Origin of the sequence: Deminuibacter soli, assembly GCF_003412455.1 — a bacterium.
Taxonomy (GTDB): Bacteria; Bacteroidota; Bacteroidia; order Chitinophagales; family Chitinophagaceae; genus Deminuibacter; species Deminuibacter soli.
Genome location: NZ_QTJU01000020.1, coordinates 1 through 22,798 on the forward strand (window position 1 = coordinate 1; position 22,798 = coordinate 22,798).

The 22,798-nt window shown below is 48.1% G+C and carries 12 protein-coding genes; 6 read left to right on the top strand and 6 right to left on the bottom strand.

Annotated features, from left to right (window positions below):
* Positions 1–168: 168 nt before the first annotated feature.
* A complete protein-coding gene (locus DXN05_RS24310; protein WP_116849922.1) occupies positions 169–4,941 on the bottom strand; it encodes a translocation/assembly module TamB domain-containing protein in 4,773 nt (1,590 codons plus the stop codon).
* A gap of 126 nt (positions 4,942–5,067) precedes the next feature.
* Between DXN05_RS24310 and DXN05_RS24315 the strand changes: the two genes are divergently transcribed.
* A complete protein-coding gene (locus DXN05_RS24315) occupies positions 5,068–6,123 on the top strand; it encodes an isoaspartyl peptidase/L-asparaginase family protein (protein WP_211330141.1) in 1,056 nt (351 codons plus the stop codon).
* Positions 6,124–6,161: 38 nt separating this feature from the next.
* Here the strand turns inward: DXN05_RS24315 and DXN05_RS24320 are convergent, their stop codons facing one another.
* The 4 genes from DXN05_RS24320 to DXN05_RS24335 all read right to left on the bottom strand — a co-directional run bounded on the left by DXN05_RS24320 (position 6,162) and on the right by DXN05_RS24335 (position 10,158).
* A complete protein-coding gene (locus DXN05_RS24320) occupies positions 6,162–7,184 on the bottom strand; it encodes an aminotransferase class I/II-fold pyridoxal phosphate-dependent enzyme (RefSeq protein WP_116849923.1) in 1,023 nt (340 codons plus the stop codon).
* Positions 7,185–7,239: 55 nt separating this feature from the next.
* Positions 7,240–7,767, bottom strand: coding sequence for a DUF1572 family protein (locus DXN05_RS24325; protein WP_116849931.1), 528 nt, complete (start codon positions 7,765–7,767; stop codon positions 7,240–7,242).
* Positions 7,768–7,816: 49 nt separating this feature from the next.
* Positions 7,817–9,541, bottom strand: a complete 1,725-nt coding sequence (gene ggt, locus DXN05_RS24330; protein ID WP_245975295.1) for a gamma-glutamyltransferase — start codon at positions 9,539–9,541, stop codon at positions 7,817–7,819.
* Positions 9,542–9,696: 155 nt separating this feature from the next.
* Positions 9,697–10,158, bottom strand: a complete 462-nt coding sequence (locus tag DXN05_RS24335; RefSeq protein ID WP_116849924.1) for a DUF6036 family nucleotidyltransferase — start codon at positions 10,156–10,158, stop codon at positions 9,697–9,699.
* A 377-nt stretch (positions 10,159–10,535) separates the two neighbouring features.
* Between DXN05_RS24335 and DXN05_RS24345 the strand changes: the two genes are divergently transcribed.
* Entirely contained in the window at positions 10,536–13,028 is a 2,493-nt protein-coding gene (locus DXN05_RS24345; protein WP_116849933.1) for a M14 family metallopeptidase, read from the top strand.
* 125 nt (positions 13,029–13,153) lie between these two features.
* On the opposite strand, the gene DXN05_RS24350 is transcribed toward DXN05_RS24345, so the two are convergent.
* Positions 13,154–14,359, bottom strand: a complete 1,206-nt coding sequence (locus tag DXN05_RS24350; protein ID WP_116849934.1) for a bifunctional 3,4-dihydroxy-2-butanone-4-phosphate synthase/GTP cyclohydrolase II — start codon at positions 14,357–14,359, stop codon at positions 13,154–13,156.
* Between the two features lie 202 nt (positions 14,360–14,561).
* Between DXN05_RS24350 and DXN05_RS24355 the strand changes: the two genes are divergently transcribed.
* The 4 genes from DXN05_RS24355 to DXN05_RS24370 all read left to right on the top strand — a co-directional run bounded on the left by DXN05_RS24355 (position 14,562) and on the right by DXN05_RS24370 (position 22,733).
* A complete protein-coding gene (locus tag DXN05_RS24355) occupies positions 14,562–17,825 on the top strand; it encodes a TonB-dependent receptor (RefSeq protein WP_158559431.1) in 3,264 nt (1,087 codons plus the stop codon).
* A gap of 104 nt (positions 17,826–17,929) precedes the next feature.
* Positions 17,930–20,515: a PIG-L family deacetylase gene (locus DXN05_RS24360; RefSeq protein WP_245975296.1), complete on the top strand. Its 2,586-nt coding sequence runs from the start codon at positions 17,930–17,932 to the stop codon at positions 20,513–20,515.
* A 4-nt stretch (positions 20,516–20,519) separates the two neighbouring features.
* Positions 20,520–20,675, top strand: a complete 156-nt coding sequence (locus DXN05_RS24810) for a hypothetical protein (protein WP_158559433.1) — start codon at positions 20,520–20,522, stop codon at positions 20,673–20,675.
* A 297-nt stretch (positions 20,676–20,972) separates the two neighbouring features.
* Complete coding sequence (locus DXN05_RS24370) at positions 20,973–22,733, top strand: sodium:solute symporter (protein ID WP_116849928.1); 1,761 nt, start codon at positions 20,973–20,975, stop codon at positions 22,731–22,733.
* Positions 22,734–22,798 lie beyond the last annotated feature (65 nt).

The following is a 22,798-nucleotide window of genomic DNA, read 5'->3' on the forward strand; positions in this document are numbered from 1 at the left end:
TCTTTCCTGATTCAATTGCCTTTACGGCACTGCGACGTACCTCTTCACTGAAGACGCGTCGGGTTACTAAATGTGTTTTTGCCATGTTTGACCTGGTTTTTTGGTCAACTTATTTCAGGCTCGTACACTTCAAACATTAAACTTCAAACATTAAACTTCAAACGTAAACTAGGGCTTCGCGGTGCTGTCGGCCTGGGCTGCGCTGTTTTTGGGAGGGGCAGGCGGCTCGGGTGTGGGTTGTTTTTTGGGTTTATTGCCAAACAAACGCTCAAAATCGCGGGTGTACGAAATGCTCACGCCCTGGCGGTTACGGCGGCCGATGCCGGCTGCGTTGGCGCCGGTGCCCACGTCGAGACTGCTTTTGTTGAAGATAACACCGCGCAGCTTGCGGTCTTTGGAAAGTACGTATTGCACTGATACATCGGGCAGCCACTGGAAGTTGCCGTTGACTACCTGGTTATTGCCCAGGTTAAAATCAAGATCGCCACCGAAAGTGATGATGAGTTTGTTGTTGAGCAGGCTCTGGCTTAGTTTGAGGTTTACGTTCTGCCTGTCAAGGCGGTTGCCGCCTGCCTGCTGCGCACCAATTAAGCTGGCCGTGCTGTAAGTGGAAGTGCCCACATCGAGGCGCAGACTTTTATCGCCGGTTACTTTATACAGGAAACCGGTAACCAGTTTATTGAACTCGGAGGTGATTAACTGCGATACGGTGTTTAGTGTACTGCTGCTGATAGAAGAAGCCAGTGTGTTGCCGGTACGCGCATCGCCATAAGGTGCAAATGCATCGAACACGATAAGGTAGGTTACCTGTTTCAGCATTTCATTGTCGTCGTTTTCAATGCGGTTCAGGAACAGGGCCAGGTCATTGTCGTTTTTGGCCACACTGTTTTGCGGGAACTGTATTTTAAAGCCAATGTCGGGTTTGCTTAGCCTGCCGCGCAGCTGGGCAATTACATATACTTCGCCACGGTAACCGCGCAGGGAGCCCGAGTTGCTGCCCAGGTTAAACGACTGGTTGCCGATCAGGTCGTTCAGTGCCACGTTTTCTGCTGTGTATTTCGCATCTACACTCAGGTTGGCATTGTACGGGTCACCCGTCCATTCAATATAATTGCCATCGCCTTCATCGAGTGTAAACGGTTTGCGGATGATAGACTGGAAGTTGAAATTATAGCTACCCCTTTCAATATTGTAGCGGCCCTTCATGGTCATATTACCGGTAGCGGGTATGCTGATGCTCATACGGCCTGCACCGCGCGCGCGGATCACTTCACCGGTCTGGTCATCGAGTATCACATTAATGGCAGCCATACGGTTGGCAGCAAGATCGAGGTCGATGCTGAGTTTGGTATCGGTTTCTTTTTTCTCCTGCTTCATCTCCGTGCCATACTTTTTCCAAACAATAAAATCGGCATCGGCCGTTTCCTTGTTCGCATTGGAAGTAGGGATGGAAATCTGCGTGGTATCATTCACCTCGCCGGTAATGTACATGCGCATGTTTTCCTGCGGCCCTTTCAGGCTAAGGCTGGCCTTGCCAATGGCGCGGCCGTAAAACATGTTATTGTCTTTGGCCTTGGTATCGAGCACCAGCAATTTATTGGTGCTCATATCAAAATCGTACCGCATGTTTTTAAAGCCATGCTGATACAGTTTCCCGCGTACTTCACCGGTGTTTTTGAGTTTGTCTTTTATGGTAAAGCGGCCAAAGTCTATCACGCCTTCTTTAAAGTCGAAAGTAGCGCTGTCAATGGTATAGTATACCTGTGTATAGTTTACTTTCAGGCCGCCGTTGTGCAGTTTTACTCGGCCCACCAGGTCTGGCGAATTGGGGTTGCCTTTTATACTCAGCTCACCTTCTGCCTGGCCGGTGATCTCAGAAAACAGGCCGTCGAGCAGTTCGTTGAGTATGGTTATTTTAGTGCCTTTCAGCTGTGTATTAATCACGAGCGGTGCTACGGAATCTTTCAGGTTGTAACTGCCTTTGCCGTTTAAGCGGTAAGTGGCATTGTCTGATTGCACTTCAAAATTAATCTTACCGTCGTCCTTGGTATAATCGCTCCTGATGTTTACAAGACCTACAGAATCATTGTCAAGCCTGAACTGGCTGAGTTTGATATCTGCATCCATTTTAAAGCGGTCGAAGAAATCGCGCAGGTACACATTACCATTGGCAATGCCTTCCAGGCTGGGTTTGTGTGTAATTAGCGGTGTAAAATCGCCGATGTTCACATCTTTCAGTTTCACTACCAGGTCACTGCCGTTGGCGCCCTCAATTTCTTCGGTTTCTATATCCATGGTTTGAAAGCCCTGTGTAAAATGCACGTTCTGTGCACTGGCGAAATTGCGGCGTATAATAATTTCACCTTCTTTTTCCAGGTTCCATTTTTTATCGTTCACCACAAAGTCAGACGGCTGGAAGTTGATACGCACACCGTCTTCCAGCGTGTATACATCGGCATTCAGCTGCGCATCGTTGAGCGTGGTATTGGCGCTGGTGGCCACATGCACAACAGAATGATCTTTCTGCGAAATGATATTGAGCTTGGTATTGGGGAAATACAAGCTGTCGCCGATATAGGCCTTGCCCACTTCCCCGGTAAGATTTACTTTGATTGAATCGCCACGCCCCTGCAGTACGGCGTTTTCAAACCTGTACCGGTCGTATTTAAACGAGGGAATATTGGTGCGTACGTAAAACGTTCCCGAATCTTTGGTATTGATGCCACCTACAATTACGGCGTTGTTAAGACCAGACAGCTGGGGATCGAGCAGGCGGGCATAACGGTCGAAGGTTCTTGTTTTAAGCGTAAGCAAAAAACGCTGGTTCTTCGGCATTTTGTACGGCGCCTTTACATACGAAGGAAAGTATTTATTGAGGAACAGCTGGAAGCTGTTGGGCAAATCGAGCAGGTTATATTGCCCACGCAATAATATGTCGAACTCGTTGCTTTGTATAGACAATACATTGCGGTTGGCCGTATCGATATAGGCATTCAGGCTGAGTGAATCAAAACTCAGCCGGGTGGTATCGTGTATGAGTGTTGCGTTAAGCAGTTTGGCCGAGCCGAGAAACTCATCGATGTTTTTGCCATGGAAGTTTAAGTCAAACAGGCCACTCAGCTGTATCTTCTGGTTAGGTGTGAGCTTCAGGTTTTGCAGGTTCGATTTGGCAAGGTCGCCCAGTACGTTAAACTTGGGCACAGAATCGTTCAGGTCTATTTCAATGCTGCTGGTAAAATCGAAGTTGGGGTCGTTGGTTTTCAGCTCACCGTGAAAATTCTTTTTCTGGATGGTTCCGTTAAAAACGATATTGGTGTAGTTGTAATCGTTAAAGGTGAGCTGGTCAAAACTACCATTCAAAGAAGTCTTGGCCTTATCCAGCTGAAAGCTGCTGCCGGTGATTTTACCGTTAAAGCTTACTTTACCCAACCCGTCAACATTCAGGAATTTACCCAGTTCAAACTGTTTGGTTACCAGGGTACCGTTGTAGGTAGGGGAACCCTTTTCAGGAAAGGTCATGGCAATGTTCGAGTACATGCCGCCCAGTGCAGAACTGATATTGCCGTTGGTTACAAAATTATAAATGCTGCCGTTGAACGTACCCTTGTATTGTATGTTGCCCAGTGCCTGCAGATTGGGATCGGTAATGCCTTTGAGCATGGGCACAATGGCTGTGAGTTCGGCGTAATTGGTTTGCACATTGGCATTGGTTAAACTGATATTGGTTTTATCAATATCGGGCAAACCTTTCATGGCCAGTTCGCCGCTTACATAGGTGGCACCACCGCTGCGCAGGAACATGTTTTTTACGGAGAAGTTTTCTACAGTGCCGTTAAAACGGCCGCTCATGGCCACCTGTTTTTTCCAGGTGCGCAGTTCGGGTGCAAAAAAGGCCACATCGTCTGAGCTTACTTCAGAGCTGTTGAAATGGGCTTCCATATCCACCTTGTTGATGTAATCACTCATGTCCTTATTGAAGTCTTTATACTTCATGGCATAGTAATTACGCAACTGCGAGCGGTTGGTGTGCAGGTCCAGTTTGGAAAACTCCATGATCTGCGGGGTAAAACGGAAATGCGCTTTCAGCTTTTTTACTTCCAGCCCGCAGCGTTCATGCGCGGTTAATTCAATATTGGCACGCATGGTGTCTTTGCTGAACACATATCCTTTTACCGTACCGTTAATTTTATTCACCTGTATGTTCGATCCGTCAAACAAACCGGGATCGCTGGTAGGGTGCAGGTCACCCGTGCCAAAAGTGCCGTTGGTTATTTTCAGCAATCCTACCTGTACAAAAATATCGGCCGCATTAAAGTACATGCCGGTATCTTTTACGTTCTTCTTTTTTACCCTGGGCGGACGCAGGCCGTCATAATCCTCGATGGTAAAAACAGGTTTATCGAGCTGAATCTCGTTTACCTGGAAAATGCTTTTATCAAAATCAATGTTATCTGCATCCAGCAGCATGCTGCCCACTTTCACGTGCATGTTTTCGCCAATCCATTCGTCTTTCTTGAAATAATACACGTTTTTGAGGTCAATCTTTTTCAGGTTCAGCTGAATACCTTTCTGCTTTGGCTTTTTGGGTGTGGTATCTGAAGATGCGAAATAATCTGCGATAAACTGGTAGTTCCAAACCGAATCGTGGCGGTTTTGCTTGATGAGGGCATCTTCGAGGCCAATGTATTTGAGATCTGCCTTGTCTTTCCAGAAAAACCAGTCTGTAATACGTACCTTTAGTTTACCTGCATACAGCAGTGTATCTTTTTGCTGATCGCGCACCAGCGTGCCTTCGAGATCAACACGGTTAAACAGGGAAAGACTTACATGTTTAATTTTTATTTCGGTATGAAGATCTTTCGACAGGCGTGCGGTAACCTTGCCGATCAGGAAGTTCTGAACGGTTTCGGTTTGAATCAGTAACCAGCAAAGCAGTATCAATGCCAGCAGGATAAGGAAAACGCGCGCGAGTATTTTGAGAAATTTCTTCAGAAGCTGCCTAATTTGAGAGCCAAAAATAAAGATTACTTATAACGGACAAATCAAGTACCAAAAATCCAACACTTTATGATGAAACGCTGTTTGATGCTCTCTTTGTTTTTTGCCGGCCTGTTAGCTGTTCAGGCTGCACCCAAAGATAGTCTTGCCCAGGCTGGTTCCAAAAAATACATACTGGTAATACATGGCGGGGCAGGCACTATTTTAAAAAGCCAGATGACACCGGAAAAGGAGGCTGCTTACCGTGCCGGCCTGCAAAGGGCGCTGGATGCCGGTAATACGGTGTTAAAAAATGGCGGCAAAGCCATTGATGCGGTGCAGGCCGCCATACAGGTAATGGAAGATGACCCGCATTTTAACGCAGGCAAAGGCTCGGTATTTACCAACGAAGGCAAAAACGAAATGGATGCTGCCATTATGGATGGTAAAACGTTAAAAGCCGGCTCAGTGGCCGGTGTTACCGTGGTACGTAACCCCATTACCGCTGCCAGGGCTGTGATGGACAAAAGCGAGCATGTGCTGCTGGCAGGCAGGGGCGCAGAAAAATTTGCCGCGCAAAATGGCTGTACCATTGTTGATGCCTCGTATTTCTATACCGAAGACCGCTGGCAGGGGCTGCAGAAAGCACGCGCACTCGATTCTGAAAAGTCACGACTTGACCACGACAGTGCGCACGCTTTTTTAAAACAACCCGGTAACAGGGATTACAAATATGGCACTGTAGGTGCTGTTGCGCTTGATATGGAGGGTAACCTGGCTGCAGCTACCAGTACCGGTGGTATGACCAATAAAAAATTTGGCCGTGTGGGCGATGCGCCGCTAATAGGGGCAGGCACTTATGCCAACAACAATACCTGCGCCATCAGCTGTACGGGCTGGGGCGAATTTTATATACGCCTGGTAATGGCCAAAAGCATCAGCGACCGCATGGAGCTGGCGCACCAGACCCTGCAACAGGCCAGCGATGAAATGATTATGCGCCAGCTGCCTGCCCTTGGCGGCGACGGCGGTATGATAGCTGTTGACAAAGACGGCAATTTTGTGATGACGTTTAACACAGCCGGCATGTACCGCGGCTTTGTAAAATCAACCGGCGAAACCGGGATCGAGATCTATCAACCATAAAAACGTGCGGCGCCGGTCGCCAGCCGGTATGGATTTACTCAGCAATTGATTGCCGAGAGTACGGCCGCGAGATATTCAAGATCTTCAGCAGTATGCAGTGCATTGACAACGATGCGCTGCATTTTTTTGCCCGAAGCAGCAGGGTAAGCGAAAGAGGAAATGACAATGCCTCTTTCCTCCAGCAGCTGTTCGTTCGTTTCGGCAGGAAGTACAAAAACGGGTAAATCCGGGTGGTGCTGTATGCCTGGTTCCTGCTGCAGCAGTTCGCGCAGCAGGCGGGTATTGTTGTGCAGGCGGGTGCGTTGGCGGGCATACAATTCCTGGCCTTTGATAAAGGCAAATAAATAGGCAGGCGATAAAGAAGTGGCTGCGGTATACTCGGGTGTACTGCGCAGCCATTGCGCTGTGGCGCTGTCGCAACCTACCGCGCCGCCAACCAGGTTAAACCCTTTTGACAAAGAGTATGGAAGCACCAGCTTATGCATACCCGCCGGAATGCGGCTGCTCACGCCGCTGCCGTTTGGCCCGGTAATGGCAATGCTGTGCGAATCATCAATAATACAAGTCACTGCTTTGCGGCAATGCTGCAGAAATGAAAAGTCGTGCAGGGCAGGTGTAAAAATGCCGGCAGCATCGGCTACAATAGCCAGCGTGTCGTCGCTGCCGTTAATGGTATCGGCAATGCCGGCAGACCAATCTGCAAAACTGCCTTTTACTGCAGGGCCTTTGTATACTGCGGGGTGTGTACCCGGTGCGGCTATACAGTTGTTGCGCCAGGGATGCGAGGCGATGGTAGCGGCAAGGTAACCCGATGCAAAACAAACCGTTTCTTCGGTACCTGTTATTTGCGATAACAGCTGTTCAAACTGCTCAAACAAATCAAGGCGTGTATTGGAAATACGGGAAGAAGGAAACGAAAGGCCATAACGGTCGATGCCTTCTTTTACCAGCTCACGAAATTCAGGCAGTTCACTCATGCCCAGGTAGGCATACCCTGAGAAAAACAGGGATTCCCGGTAATTGGCAATAATGGTGCGGCCTGTGCGGTGGCTGGTAATCATGGGGCAGCTGTTTAAAGTTGCGGGGTTTGAAGTTTAAAGTTGGAAGTTAATTGGTCTACGGTTTCCAAGGTTTGGTTTTAAATGCTTCACTTTGGCCTTTGGCAATGCTGAGCGGAACCCATGCAGCATCTTTCTGCATTTTGCCGAGTGTGATAATCTGTCCTACGTGCGAGGCATGGTGAGCCAGCTGGCGCAGCAATGCATCATACACCAAGTGCGGTTCAGAACGGATAGTGATGGTTTGCATCAGGTTTTCCGGTTGCAATGCGGTAACAGCGCCCAGCAAACATTCCCATCCTGCATTCCAGAAAGACAACAGATCCTGGCGGGAGATACCTGCGGCTTCAAATTCCGCATCGCGTTTGCGCCAGTGCTTTTCGCCGTCTTCCGTTAAAAAGTTGGTGAACCTGCTCAGCATATTGCCGTACATATGCTGCACAATAATCGCAATGCTATTGCTTTCGGGCGATGGGCGAAAATGCAGCTGTGCTTCATCCAACTGCAGCAGTGCTTTATCGCCCATTTCCTTGTATGTTTTAAAACGGCTGTGTATGTCTTTTATAAAAGCTTCTTCAAACTGCATAGTGCATTGGTTTGTTGCCGCGTAAAGGTCGGGATACTTGTGCAGAACATCAAAATCCTTCTGCATCATCATCGCCGCGGCCGTCTGCTGCTACATCGAGTATTATTTTCCCGTTTTTGTGCTTGATGCATATCAACTCTACGCGGCCTATGCCATCAAGTTCTTTGATCGTATAACCCATATTGGTTAATGAAGTGCGCACGCTATCGGGAAATGCTTTCTCCACATCTATCTCATCCGGCAGCCATTGGTGATGAAACTTGGGCTGGTTAACGGCATCGGTCGCATTCATCTTAAAATCGATGACGTTCACAATGGTTTGAAAGATGGATGTAGGAATGGTGGTACCGCCCGGCGTACCGGTTACCATAAATGGCTGCTTGTTTTGCAGCACTAGTGTGGGCGTCATAGAACTAAGCATGCGTTTGCCGGGGGCAATGGCATTGGCTTCGCCGCCAACTGCGCCATACATATTGGGTACACCGGGTTTTATGCTGAAATCGTCCATTTCATTGTTCATAAAAAATCCTGCACCGCCTACTACGGTTCTGCAGCCATAACCACCGTTGAGTGTGGTGGTTACGGTAACCATATTTCCCGCGGCATCTATTACACTCAGGTGGGTGGTTTCATCGCTTTCTTTTACCAGTCCTGCCTTTATTGCACTGCTGGGCGTAGCATGATCGGGGGAGTAATCGGCCATACGCTGTTTCAGGTAAGCATCGCTCATAAGTGTGTTGGACGGCACTTTCCAGTAATCGGGATCGCCCATGTGCTGCGCCCTGTCTGCATAAGCACGGCGCTCTGCTTCAGTCATCAGCTGTGTGGCGCGTACAGATTGAAAACCGTATTGTGCAAGCGGGTAAGGCGCTACCATTTTCAGCATCTGTGCCAGCAATATGCCGCCGCTGCTGGGTGGGGGAAAACCGATGATGGTATAACCACGGTAATTGAATTGAACAGGCGTACGTTCTTTGGCCTGGTATTGTTTTAAATCATTTGTGGTAATAAGTCCGTTGCCACGCTGCATTTCTGCGGCAATGAGCTGCGCGGTGGTACCTTCATAAAAACCTTTCATGCCATTATCGCGTATGCGGGTAAGTGTTGCGGCAAGTTCAGTTTGAATAAGTGTATCGCCTGCTTTCCACGGCGTGTTTTTTACAAACGCAATGGGTTGGGTATTGTATTGCAGAAATGCGTCGCGGGTGTAGTTGAGAGAGCGGGCTTCCCTTTCGGTAATGGCAAACCCGTGCAGGGCCAGTTCAATGGCCGGCTGTATCAGTTGTGCAAAAGGCAGTTTGCCATACTTTGCCGTAGCAAACAAACCCGCTACCGTACCCGGTACACCGGATGCGCGGTGCCCGTTTTGGGATAAAGTGGTTTGTGCATTGCCCGATGCATCGAGATACATATCCCTTGTTGCGGCAGCCGGTGCCTTCTCACGGTAATCCAATGCCACCAGTGTGCCGTTTTGCCTGCGTGCCAGCATAAAACCGCCGCCGCCAATATTGCCTGCAGCAGGGTATACTACAGCCAGCGCGAGTTGTGTGGCAATAGCAGCATCAAAGGCGTTGCCGCCCTGTTGTAAAATAGCAGTACCCACCTTACTGGCCAGCGGATGTGCACTGGCCACCGCAGCCTTGCTGCCCGAGATGGTTTTAACAGTGGTGTAATGAAAGGGATCGATGGCTTTGCCTGGGCCTACGAGTGATTTTTGTGCAAACAAAACGGATGAACTGAATATACTTGCAATGAATAAGCCGTATCGCATCATGAAGTGAAATGTTTTTTTAAAGATAGCGGAAAGCCATTAGCTTTCAGCGAATAGGTGTTAGTCTTGGAATGCGGAATAGGGGTATTACTTTATTTTCGTAATATATGCGGAATGCTTGGCGGTGCGGCACATCAGGAGATATTATTCATTGCAAATTAGTTGCCGGAAGACAATTTTTCGATATCATCCAGATCTTTATGACGCCCGGCTGCTTTTTTTGCCTGGATCAGATTGTTTAAATGTATAAATCTGATTGATAAACCGTTTTCATCAAATTGCAGCGCTTGTGAAAATGCATTGTTGAACTCTACGCCTTTTAATTGCGTTATGATATCTATACTCACAGGTGGGCGGCCAAAAGAAAAAACATCAACACTTTCGGCATCCAGGAACTTGCTTTCGGTCATCTCAAAGATGGGTAGACCAAATTCTGAAAATGCTTTAGTTAATTTTGAATAATTCTGCTTTGTTCTGTTTACCCAAATATCCATATCTCCGGTAACTCTCCGATAACCGTGCAGGATTACGGCATAGCCTCCCACGAGGAGATATTCCACGTTGTTATTATTCAATGCCTGGATAAAATCCCTAAAGTCATCATTGAATATAGTAGACATCAGTGGCTTAATTTTCTGCTTGAAAAATAGCTTTTATCCAACTTCGGCTGATCGGTCATAGAGAACCCATATGCCTGGGATATCAAATAGTAGGCCTGGCGCAAACGCTCCTGATAGGATGTTTCCCTATCAAATATATTCGCTCTGTCAGCCTCCTGAAAGGTTTGCATTTTGAATGCGTTTCTATCGAATTTGTAATCAGACATAGCTTGGTTTATCTGTAAATATACTCATTCAAAGCACTCTTCTGCCATCAGTTTTCTTCCCAGTGGAATAATAGGGGCAGGGGCAGATAATCTCGAAGTGTCGACTGTCGGTTCCAGATGGCTTTGCTGCTCACGATTGCCGATTCACGCCTCTTCCGTATATTGCCGTATATGAAGAAAATACTACTTGCCCTGGTTTGCCTGGCGGTCTGGCACGCCCATGCGCAAACCGTACCCTCACCCGAACAATTCCTCGGGTATAAACCCGGTACCCGCTTTACCCCGGAGTACAAAGTATTGAACTATTTTAAGGCAGTGGCCCAGGCCAGGCCAGATATGGTAAAAACCGCATCTTACGGCGAAACCTACGAAGGACGTGAACTGATGCTGGCCTATGTGGCCTCTCCTGCCAACCTGCCCAACCTTGAAGCCATACGCACCAACAACCTGCGCATGGCCGGTGTGCTGAAAGATCAGCCGGCAACAGATAACAAAACCATTATCGTTTGGCTCAGTTACAATGTACATGGCAACGAGCCTTCTTCTTCTGAAGCGGCTATGCAAACATTGTATGCACTGGCAGGTAACGACAGCCAGCAAACCAAACAATGGCTGCAGAATACCGTGGTGATTATGGATCCCTGTGTAAATCCCGACGGGCACGACCGCTACGTAAACTGGTACAACAGCGTTGTAGGCGCACAATTCAACGCCGACCCGCAGGCACGCGAGCACGACGAGCCATGGCCCGGCGGCAGAAGCAACCACTATAATTTTGATTTAAACCGCGACTGGGCCTGGCAAACACAGCTGGAAACCCAACAGCGCGTAAAAAAATACAATGAATGGCTGCCGCAGGTGCACGTGGATTACCATGAACAGGGATATAACCAGCCCTACTACTTTGCCCCTGCAGCAGAACCCTTTCATGAAGTAATTACTCCCTGGCAGCGCGAATTCCAGGTGATGATTGGTAAAAACAACGCGAAGTATTTCGACAACAATGGCTGGCTGTATTTTACCAAAGAACGTTTCGACCTTTTCTATCCTTCCTATGGTGATACCTATCCCCTGTACAGCGGCGCCATCGGTATGACGTTTGAGCAAGGCGGTATACGTGCAGGTCTGGGCGTTAAAAAAGAAGATGATGACACGCTCACACTCGTAAAACGGGTGGCACATCATTATACCACAGGCTTGTCTACTATTGAAACAGCTGCCGCCAATGCGCCCAGGTTGTTACAGGAGTACCGCCAGTTTTTCACTAACAGCGGCAATGCCAAGGATGCGCCGTATAAAACATATGTGCTTACTTCCAACGACATTAACCAGCTGAAATCAGTAGCGCGCCTGCTCGATTTAAACGGCATCAGCTACGGCGCGCTGAACACCAAAACATTCAGCGGCTACAATTATTTTACCGGCAAAGAAGAAGCTTACAAAGGCGATGCCTATACCCTGGCAGTAAGTGCCCTGCAACCCCGCAGTACCCTGCTGCGCGTGTTGTTTGAACCCAAAAGCACACTGAGCGATTCTATTACGTACGATATTACTGCGTGGTCATTGCCTTATGCATACAATATCAAAAGCTATGCAGTGAAAGAAAAGCTCGACATGGGTAGTTTTACCTCCACCGCCGTAACACCCGTTACTTCCGGTTATGGTGTATTGATACCGTATACTTCCGTTGCATCTGCACAGGTAATGAGTTACCTGATTAATAAAAAGGTGAAACTGCGTTTTGCACAGAAAGATTTTACCTACAAAGGCAAGGACTACGCCAGCGGTACACTCATTGTATTAAACGGTGGTAATGATGATGACTGGAACAAACTGGTAAATGAAGCCTGTGCTAAATACAACCTGCAACCGGTTGCCGTAGAAAGTGGTTTTATGGATAAAGGGGCAGATTTCGGCTCGCCCGATATCCATTTTATACCCGCACCCAAAGTGCTGATGTTAACCGGCGAGCAGGTTTCTTCTCTCGGTGCAGGAGAGGTATGGAGCTTTTTTGAACAAACACTGCATTATCCCATTACATTGGCCAATACCGAACGGCTGCAGCGGTTAGACCTGAGCAACTATACGGTAATTATATTACCAGACGGCAATTACCGCAGCCTGGGCGACAAGGCGATAGAAGACAAACTCAAAAATTTTGTGCGCGACGGCGGTAAACTGATAGCCATTGAAGATGCAGTAAACAGCCTGGCAGACAATAACTGGGGCATTAAAGAAAAAGAAGAAGACGAAAAAGACGGGAAGAAAGACACCAGCGCTTACCAGGCCCTGAAAAAGTACGGCAGCCGCCAGCGCGACGAGATGCCTGAAGAAATTCCCGGCGCCATTTACAAAGTAAACCTCGACAATACACATCCCCTGGCCTTCGGTTACAGCGATACCTACTACACGCTGAAACAAAGCAGCCATATGTACCAGTTTTTAAAAGATGGCTGGAACGTGGGTGTTATTAAAAAAGACAGCCATGTAGCCGGTTTCGTCGGCAGCAAACTGAAACAGCGCCTGAAAGACGGCCTGACCTTCGGTGTACAGGACATGGGCCGCGGCACCATTGTTTACCTGGTAGACAATCCGCTGTTCCGCCATTTCTGGGAAGGCGGCAAACTGCTGTTCACCAATGCGGTGTTTTTAGCAGGAGAGTAGAGCCGGATGGCTGAATGGTAAAATGGCTGAATGGTTATAAAAAATCCCCGCTCGAATTGAGCGGGGATTTTTTGGTAGAACCGGATGGTTAAGCCATTCAACAATAAAGCCATCCAGCCATTTAACTATTTATTCGATAAAATCTCGTGCCCCAGTTTATCCCTTTTGGTCTGGAGATATTTTTCGTTGTGGGGGTTGGGTTTTATTTCGATGGGAACGATGTCTACGATTTCGATGCCATAACCGTTGAGGCCGGCGCGTTTGCGCGGGTTATTGCTCATAAGGCGCAGTTTGGTGGCGCCGAGGTAACGCAGAATTTGTGCACCCACGCCATAATCGCGCTGATCCATTGCAAAACCGAGGTGCAGGTTGGCTTCTACGGTATCCATGCCTTCTTCCTGCAGTTTGTAGGCGCGCAGTTTATTCATTAAACCAATGCCACGGCCTTCCTGGTTCATGTATAATATAATACCACGGCCTTCTTTTTCTACCATCTGCATGGCTTTGTGTAACTGCTCGCCGCAATCGCAACGGAAGCTGCCGAGAATATCGCCGGTAAAACAGCTGCTGTGCACACGGGCCAGTACAGGTTCGCCCTTTTGCCATTCGCCTTTAATCAGCGCCAGGTGCTCGTTGGAGGTGTTTTTTTCGCGGAAGGCCACCAGTTTAAAATCGCCAAACTGGGTAGGCATGTTTACACGCACTACTTCTTCAATAAGCGAATCGGTCTGTAAACGGTATTCAATCAGGTCTTTGATAGAAATAATACGCAGGTCGAACTTTTTGGCAATTTCCAGCAGTTCAGGCAGGCGTGCCATGGTGCCGTCTTCATTCATAATTTCAACGAGCACACCGGCAGGGGCGAAGCCGGCCAGGCGGGCCAAATCAACAGTGGCCTCGGTATGGCCCGAGCGGCGCAGCACACCGCCGTTTTTGGCGCGTAGCGGGAAAATATGCCCGGGGCGGCCCAGGTCAGCAGGCGTGGTGTCCGGGTTAATCAGGGCCTGCACCGTTTTGGCACGGTCGTGGGCGCTGATGCCGGTAGTGCAGCCATGACCCAGCAGGTCAATGCTCACGGTAAACGGGGTAGCGTGTAAAGCGGTATTGGTATTCACCATCAGTTCAAGCTGCAGTTCATCTGCACGGCTTTCGGTGATGGGAGCGCAGATAAGGCCGCGGCCTTCCTTGCTCATAAAATTGATGATTTCGGGGGTAACATTCTGGGCTGCAGTAACAAAATCGCCTTCATTTTCGCGGTCTTCATCATCCACTACTATAATCAATTTGCCTTTCTTAAGATCCTCTATGGCTTGTTCTATAGTATCTAACATAACGCATTGTTTATGTAAAGGTACGGATAAAGGCACGTACCGGTTGGCTGTTTCGGCACAGTAAACTTCGTGTAGCATGACTATACTAAAAATCAGCGATTTGTGCAAATCCTACGCCGCTAATAATATTTTGTTAACATTCCGTTGCGTTAGGGAAAGGTTAATTCTGTTTCTTTGCAGGCTGAAAACAACTCACACATTTATGCTTAGCAAGAGAATTTTGCAGATTTTAAGTCTCGTACTCTTGTTACCGGCCTTCGCCCTGGCCCAGGTAACCACCAGTAGCATTACTGGTAACGTAAAAATTAGCGATGGAAAAGGCCTTGAAGGCGCATCCATCACCGCAACCCACCTGCCTTCAGGTACTGTTTATCATACCTCTTCCAGGAAAGATGGTGTGTTCAACATTGCGAACATGAAAGTGGGCGGTCCTTACACAGTGGCAATCACTTATGTGGGACTGACTACGCAAACCTATAATGATATCAGCCTCGAGCTGGGTGTGGCTACCAAGCTTACACCTGTACTCGAAAGTTCTTCACAGAATTTAACGGAAGTAACTGTAGCCTCTACACGCAGAAACACAATTGGTAAAGACCGTTCAGGTCCTTCCACCCAGTTTTCTGCCCAGCAGCTGCAGGCTCTGCCTACCATTTCACGCAACGTGAACGACTTTGCACGTTTGGTGCCCCAGGCCCAGGCAAGAAACAGTACATCCGATGGTTCTACCATGGGTATCTCATTTGCCGGTCAGAGCAACAAATACAACCAGTTCACTATTGATGGTGTTAACTCAACCGACATCTTTGGTCTGGCTGCAAGCGGTACCAACGGTGGCCAGGCAGGTATCAACCCCATTCCGTTCGATGCGATCGAACAGCTGCAGGTGGTACTCGCTCCGTACGACGTTACGCAGGGTGGTTTCACCGGCGGTGGCTTGAACGCCGTTACCCGCTCAGGCTCTAACACTACCCATGGTTCTATCTACGGCTTTAACCAGAACCAGAATTTTGTTGGTAAAAGCGCGGATACCCGTGCCAAATACGGCAAATTCCACGACTGGACTTATGGCGCACGCTTAGGTGGTGCCATCATCAAGAACAAACTCTTCTACTTTGTTAACTACGAAGGGGAAAGACGTTCTAACCCCATCGATCTGCAGCCAGGTTCGCCCAGCTCTAATGTAAGGCCTGGTACCATGGATTCCCTGACCGCTTTCCTGAAAGATGGCAGCAAACACAATGGCTGGTCTTACGACCCCGGTGCTTACAATGGCATCAACAAAACCCGCCAGTCTGACGCCATATTCGGCCGTATCGACTGGAACATCGACAGCAGGAACAAACTGACTATCCGCCACAGCTATACAAAAGGTAAATCGTATATCATCAGCGATGGTGCCAATGCGATGCAGTTCTTCAACAACGGTTATTATTTTGCTTCTACCAACAACTCAACCGTTGCTGAGTTAAACTCAAACATCAGCAGCCGTTTGTCAAACGTATTGCGTGCTACTTACACCGCAACAAGAGACAAACGTGAAACACCGGGTGATGCGTTTCCTTACGTGAAAATTAAAGACGGTTCTTTAACCTATGCTTTTGGTACAGAGAACAGCTCTACTGCCAACAGCCTTAACCAGGACATCTTTACCATCACTGATAACCTGAACATTTACGCCGGCAAACACACTGTGACTGTTGGTACCAATAATGAGTTTTACAATACCAAAAACGTATTCGTTCAAAACCTGTATGGTAACTACAGCTACAACAGCCTGTCTGATTTTTACAACAATGCTGCTCCCAATGCCTACCAGCGTTATTATCCTACTGTTGCAGGTACTGATGGTTCTGCTACCATTCATGCAGCACAGTTTGGTGTATATGCACAGGATGTATGGCAGGCAGCAGACAATTTCAAACTGACTGTAGGTGTAAGGGCTGATATCCCAACCTTCTTTAACAAACCTGGTGATAACACTGCATTTAACAGCTCTGCTATCGCTACTTCAAACGGCGTAGCAACCAACAAAGTGCTTTCAGCTAAAATTATGCTGGCTCCGCGCGCTGGTTTTAACTGGGATATTAAAGGTGATAAAACAACCATCCTCCGTGGTGGCGTTGGTTTGTTCACAGGCCGTGTTCCCCTGGTATGGATCTCTAACCAGTATGGTGGTACAGGTATTTTGCTGAACAAATACACTGCTACAAGCACAGATCTGGCCAATATCCGTTTCGACCCCAACAATCCTTCAACAGGTGCAGGCAGCAAAGTGAATGAAATTGACGTAACTGCACGCAACTTCAAATACCCGCAAACTGTAAGGGCTAACCTGGCTATCGACCAGAAACTGCCTTATGGTTTCATTGGTACCATCGAAGGTATTTATACCAAAACCCTGAACGATATCGCTTACAGGGATCTGAACCTGGCGCCTTCAACCATTACTTCTACACTGGGTAACACTACCCGTCCGTTCTATGGTTCTAAAATTGACCCGGTTAATTACAGCAACGTACTGATGCTGACAAATACCAGCAAAGGTTATGCATACAACGTTACCTTCCAGTTGCAGCGTCCTTTCGCAGGTGGCTGGACGGCTAGTGCAGCATATACCCTTGGTCATTCTTATGGTTTGAATGACGGTACTTCTTCTACTGCCATCTCTAACTTCCGCTTTGCCTACAACATCAATGGCCTTAACAGCCTTGATCAGGCAAGAAACAACTACGATCAGGGTTCTGCTATCAAAGCCTATATTACCAAAAAGTTCACCTACGGCAAGTTCTATACAAACCTGGGCCTGGTGTATAATGGTTATACTGGTCAAACCCTGTCTTATGTTTACTTTGGTGATATCAATGGCGATGACGGTACAACTGCTACTTCAGTTAACACCAGCAACAGCGCTGACCTGATGTACCTGCCTACTTCAGCTGCAGACTTCGCTCCATTGTATACAACCAATTCTGCAGGTAAAGTTACCGGCATCAAATACACGCCTGAACAGCAGTATGCCAACTTCCAGGCTTACATGAACTCTACCAAGTACACACGTGAACACCAGGGCAAAAACACAGAGCGTAACGGTGCCCGCCTGCCATGGGAAAATCACTTCGATTTCAAACTGGTACAAGGCTTTAACTTCATCAAAGGCCACAACATTGAACTGTCTTGTGACATCTTCAACGTAGGTGCATTGCTGAGCAAAAGCTGGGGCCACTCTTACTATGCAAGCAACCAGGAAGCACAGCCGCTTAACGTAGCAGCGCCTACCAAAGCAGCTAACTTCACAGGCGGTCCTGTACCTGTTGAACAGCAGTACACTACTTTCGATCCTACACATCCGAAAGTTACCTTCGACCAGGCTTTTGGTTTGAACAAGTACACCCAGAAACCCTGGACTTATTCAGACTTCCTGTCACGCTGGAACATGCAGATCGGCTTACGCTACTCATTCTAACCTTAACCGGTTTACCAATAAAAGGCCACCCCTCACCGGGTGGCTTTTTTTATTCTCCCCATTTACCTTAATTTTCGTCTCTCATTTGGCAAAAGCAACGGATTATGTTTAAACTCCCCGGCAGACTGGCAGCAATGGCATTACTGGCAGTGAGCTGCCTGCAGGCAACAGCACAGGCTCCTGAAACAGATAACAGCGCTACGATATACCGCAAACTCGAAAAACTTAATGTGTTGGGCAATGTGTTGTACATAGCCGCACATCCTGACGATGAGAACAACCGACTGCTGGCTTACCTGGCCAGGGGCAAGCAATACAAAACCGGCTATCTCAGCTTAACCCGCGGCGATGGCGGCCAAAACCTTATTGGCACCGAACAGGGTGTTGAACTGGGATTGGTACGCACCCAGGAGCTGCTTGCCGCAAGGCGCATAGACGGGGCCGACCAGTATTTCAGCCGCGCCTACGATTTCGGTTTCTCCAAAAATGCAGATGAAGCACTCGCCATCTGGAACCACGATAAAATTCTGAGCGATGTGGTATGGGTAATCCGCAGGGTACGTCCTGATATCATCATCACCCGCTTTCCCGGCGATGCACGCGCCGGCCATGGCCATCACTGGGCAAGTACCCTGCTGGCCAATGAAGCATTTAAAGCCGCAGCAGACAGCACCCGCTTTCCCGAACAGTTTACCTACGGCGGCGTAAAACCCTGGCAGGCCAAACGCATTATGTGGAATGCCTACAACTTTGGCGGTAATGTAGATACCAGCGGTGGCGGTAAACCCTTTAAACTGGATATTGGCGGATATAATGCATTGCTGGGCGAAAACTATGGCGAAATAGCAGCAGACAGCCGCAGCCAGCACAAAACACAGGCATTTGGCGTGGCCAGGCAACGTGGCCAGGCGTTTGAATACTTCATCACCACAGGCGGCGAAGCACCCAGGAACGATTTAATGGATGGCGTGGAAACAGGATGGGAACGCATCAAAAATGCAGGTGCTGTACAGGCGGCCATCAACCGCATCATCAATGCGTACAATTTTGTGCATCCTGAATATTCGGTTGATAGCCTGGTAAGCCTGCAGCAACTGCTGGCAAAAATGCCTTTTAACGAAATCATCAGCAGAAAGCTGCAGGAAGTAAATGAGCTTATCCTGCAATGCAGCGGTCTTTTCGCAGAAGCCACCACAGGCAACGAATACGCTGTACAGGGCGGGCAGTTTAAAGTGAATTTCTCCGTTAACAAACGCAATGCCGCCAACATCACACTAAAAGCAGTTCGTTTGGGTGCATTCGATACCTCGCTGCAATATAGCCTGCCGCTGAACCAAAGCTTTAATCTCACCAACGTTTTCCCGGTAGATATCAACCGCCCGGCCTCGCAGCCTTACTGGCTGGCGAATGCCATGGAAACAGGTTCGTACACGGTAAATAACCAGGTGTATATCGGTAAAAATGAAAATGATCCGGAATTTACCGCGCAGTTTGTATTTACTATCAATGGTGTTGACCTGCTGGTAAACCGCCCGGTGCAGTTTAAATACGTAGATCCTGCCAAGGGTGAAATGTACGAGCCCTTCCCGGTTATTACGCCGGTAATTGTATCCGTATCACCCAATGTGGTGCTCACCAATGTGCAGCCCGGTAACGAGTTTACCAGGAACCCGATGATCAAGGTACAGTACAAGGCCAATTTCTCCGGGAAAGGCATTCCGGTGCAGGTACGTGTGGCGCAGGCCGGTTTCAGTGTAAGCATGGGCGATTCTGTGTTATCATCTGTAGCAGCAAATAAAAAGGCAGTGAAGGATACCGTGGTTGACATGGAGCCAGGCCGTGAAATTATGCTCAATGTTCCTGTAAAAGATATGTATGTTCAACAGAAGGGACTGGAAAACAAGCTGCGTGTAGAAGTGATGATTAACAGGGACGGGCACAAATATGTATACACCAACTACCTCCGCGTAATTAAATACGATCATATTCCCAATATCGCCTACAATTACCGCGACATGGTAAAAGTGGTGCCCGATGAAGTAAAGACAAAAGGCAGGACCATCGGTTATATCAACGGTGCAGGTGATCGCGTTCCGCAGGCACTGGTTCAGATGGGCTATGAAGTAAAGCTGCTGAACGAAGCAGACATTACGGCCGATAACCTGAAACAGTTTGATGCGGTGATTACCGGTGTACGTGCCCACAATGTACATGAATACCTGGATGCCAAATACGATGTGCTGATGGATTATGTACACAATGGCGGTAATCTGATTGTGCAATACAATACCAATACCGGCGGCTCGCCGCTGAAAGTGCGTATGGCGCCTTATCCTTTTTTAATTACCACCACACGCGTAACGGATGAAAATGCAGACGTGAAATTTTTACTGCCCGATCATCCTGCACTGAACTTCCCGAATAAAATTACCACGGCAGATTTCAAAGACTGGATACAGGAGCGCAGCACCTACCAGGGAGAACAGGCCGACAGCCATTATGCTATGCCGCTTGCCATGGCCGATAAAGGCGAAGCTGTGAGCAATGGCAGTTTGTTGATCAGTCCGTACGGAAAAGGTAATTTCGTGTACACGGGACTGGTATTTTTCAGGCAGTTGCCCGCAGGTGTTAGCGGCGCTTACCGTTTAATGGCCAACCTGATTGCATTACCTTCCCATAAAAACAATTAAATACATGGCAGTAAATGATGGCAGAAGAAAAGTGAGTATAGGTTTACTGGTGGTGATAGGTGTTATTCTCGGTATAGCCATAAAGAACGTGCGGGCTGGCCTGCTCATCGGCCTTGCCCTTGGCCTCCTTGCCGGCAGCCTGGCCGGCGGGCGTAAATAAGCGCGTGCAACTTAGTATAAAATAAAAAGAGCGCCCGGTGCTCTTTTTATTTTTCCGGTTGCCCAAGCCGGTGTCCTCACCGGCGTTGTCGCAGGCACACCACTTTCCTTCCATAACATTTTGAACATAATTAACGATTCATGCGTACTGCTGCTGTGCTATAATGTTATATTGCCTGCAAAACCACCGGATGGAAAAGATACCTTTCTTTAAAAGCTGGAAACAATGGTATGCCGCAGTAATTGTTGTACTGCTGGTGCTGCTGGTTTTCTTCTGGTGGTTCACTAATTACTTTGCATGAGTAAGCTTGACTGGTTAGTACTGATTCTTACGCTCGCCGGCATTATTGCCTATGGACTGTATCGCAGTCGCACCAGCAAAAACCTGGAAGGGTACTTTTTGAGTAACCGCACCATGCCCTGGTACCTGATACTGCTGAGTATTATGGGCACACAGGCAAGCGCTGTTACCTTCTTATCTGCACCGGGCCAGGCCTTTACCGACGGAATGCGTTTTGTACAATACTACTTCGGTCTGCCGCTGGCCATGATTGTACTTTGCATCACTTTTGTTCCCATATTCAACAACCTCAAAATATTCACCGCCTACGAATACCTCGAACAGCGGTTCGATTTAAAGACGCGTGTATTCACCTCCGGCCTGTTTTTATTATCACGTGGCTTGTCAACCGGCATCAGTGTGTATGCACCTTCCATTATCCTGTCATCCCTGCTGGGCTGGAATATTTACTGGACGAACATCGTGATGGGAGGGTTGCTGGTCATTTATACCGTTACCGGTGGTTCAAAAGCGGTGGCTTATACGCAGCAACTGCAACTGCTGATTATCTTCGGCGGTATGGCTGTAGCGGGTTACCTCATTGTGCATTACCTGCCGCCGGGTGTAGGTTTTACCGATGCGCTGAAAATAAGCGGCGCCACCGGTAAGCTGAACGTGATTACCACAGGCACAACTGCCAAAGGGTTCGACTGGAAAGACAGGTACAATATACTCAGCGGCATCATTGGCGGCTTCTTCCTGGCATTGTCATATTTCGGTACCGATCAAAGCCAGGTAGGGCGGTATCTTACCGCGAAGAATGCCACAGAAAGCAAGCTGGGCCTACTGTTCAACGGCTTGCTGAAAGTTCCCATGCAGTTCCTGATTTTGTTGCTGGGTGCATTGCTGTTTACCTTTTACCAGTTTCACCCGCAGCCGGTGTTCTTTAACGATGCCGTGAACAGCAAAGTATATAAAACAACCTATGGTGATTCACTTGCCATTGTAAACAAACAATACCAGCAGGTAAGCGCCAGGCAACAGCAGCTGGTACGCGCATTTGTAAAAGCTGATCATAGTGGCAATACAGCAAACACAGCCACAATTAAACAACAGCTGCAGCAGGTAAACAGTACGTCTGATTCATTGCGTACACAATACAAAACCTATTTGCAGAAAGCAGATGCGGGTGTTGATGTGAATGATACCAACTATATCTTTTTAAAGTTCGTGGTAGATTACCTGCCGCATGGTTTGGTAGGCTTGTTAATCGCCATCATCTTCCTGGCGGCCTGGGGTTCTATTGCAGCTGCCCTGAACTCACTGGCCTCCTGTACCATGATCGATTTTTACTGCCGGTATAAAGAGCGGGATAAATCACTGAAGAAAGATTGTCCCATTGAATCAGCCAAACAATACAAATTATCACGCTGGGTTACCTTTGGCTGGGGGGTATTTTGCGTGGTGGTCGCAGAATACAGCAACCGCATGGGCAGCCTCATAGAAGCCGTAAACGTACTCGGTTCTTTATTTTACGGCGTTATACTCGGTATATTCCTGGTTGCATTTTATTTAAAGCAAATCGGTGGTACAGCTGTATTTATTGCAGCCGCTATAGCAGAATTGCTGGTAATAACCCTGTTCGTGCTCGACAAGGTCAACATCATTGGCATAGGCTTCCTGTGGTTTAACGTAATCGGCGCAATGCTGGTAGTGATACTTGCCTGGTTCTTGCATCTATCCGGAATAAAAAGTAAGCCCACTCTGCTGCATGCATAAGCAGGCTTCTTACTTTTTGTTATTATTCACGGAAGGACAGCAAGGAAGCAAAGGCGCAATACGGT

What these genes read in the sequence shown, in the direction of transcription:
- DXN05_RS24335 (WP_116849924.1), bottom strand. Translation starts at nt 10,158, where the DNA reads ATGTCTACTATATTCAATGATGACTTTAGGGATTTTATCCAGGCATTG.
- ggt (WP_245975295.1), bottom strand. Translation starts at nt 9,541, where the DNA reads ATGATGCGATACGGCTTATTCATTGCAAGTATATTCAGTTCATCCGTT.
- DXN05_RS24350 (WP_116849934.1), bottom strand. Translation starts at nt 14,359, where the DNA reads ATGTTAGATACTATAGAACAAGCCATAGAGGATCTTAAGAAAGGCAAA.
- DXN05_RS24325 (WP_116849931.1), bottom strand. Translation starts at nt 7,767, where the DNA reads ATGCAGTTTGAAGAAGCTTTTATAAAAGACATACACAGCCGTTTTAAA.
- DXN05_RS24370 (WP_116849928.1), top strand. Translation starts at nt 20,973, where the DNA reads ATGAGTAAGCTTGACTGGTTAGTACTGATTCTTACGCTCGCCGGCATT.
- DXN05_RS24355 (WP_158559431.1), top strand. Translation starts at nt 14,562, where the DNA reads ATGCTTAGCAAGAGAATTTTGCAGATTTTAAGTCTCGTACTCTTGTTA.
- DXN05_RS24315 (WP_211330141.1), top strand. Translation starts at nt 5,068, where the DNA reads ATGATGAAACGCTGTTTGATGCTCTCTTTGTTTTTTGCCGGCCTGTTA.
- DXN05_RS24810 (WP_158559433.1), top strand. Translation starts at nt 20,520, where the DNA reads ATGGCAGTAAATGATGGCAGAAGAAAAGTGAGTATAGGTTTACTGGTG.
- DXN05_RS24360 (WP_245975296.1), top strand. Translation starts at nt 17,930, where the DNA reads ATGTTTAAACTCCCCGGCAGACTGGCAGCAATGGCATTACTGGCAGTG.
- DXN05_RS24345 (WP_116849933.1), top strand. Translation starts at nt 10,536, where the DNA reads ATGAAGAAAATACTACTTGCCCTGGTTTGCCTGGCGGTCTGGCACGCC.
- DXN05_RS24320 (WP_116849923.1), bottom strand. Translation starts at nt 7,184, where the DNA reads ATGATTACCAGCCACCGCACAGGCCGCACCATTATTGCCAATTACCGG.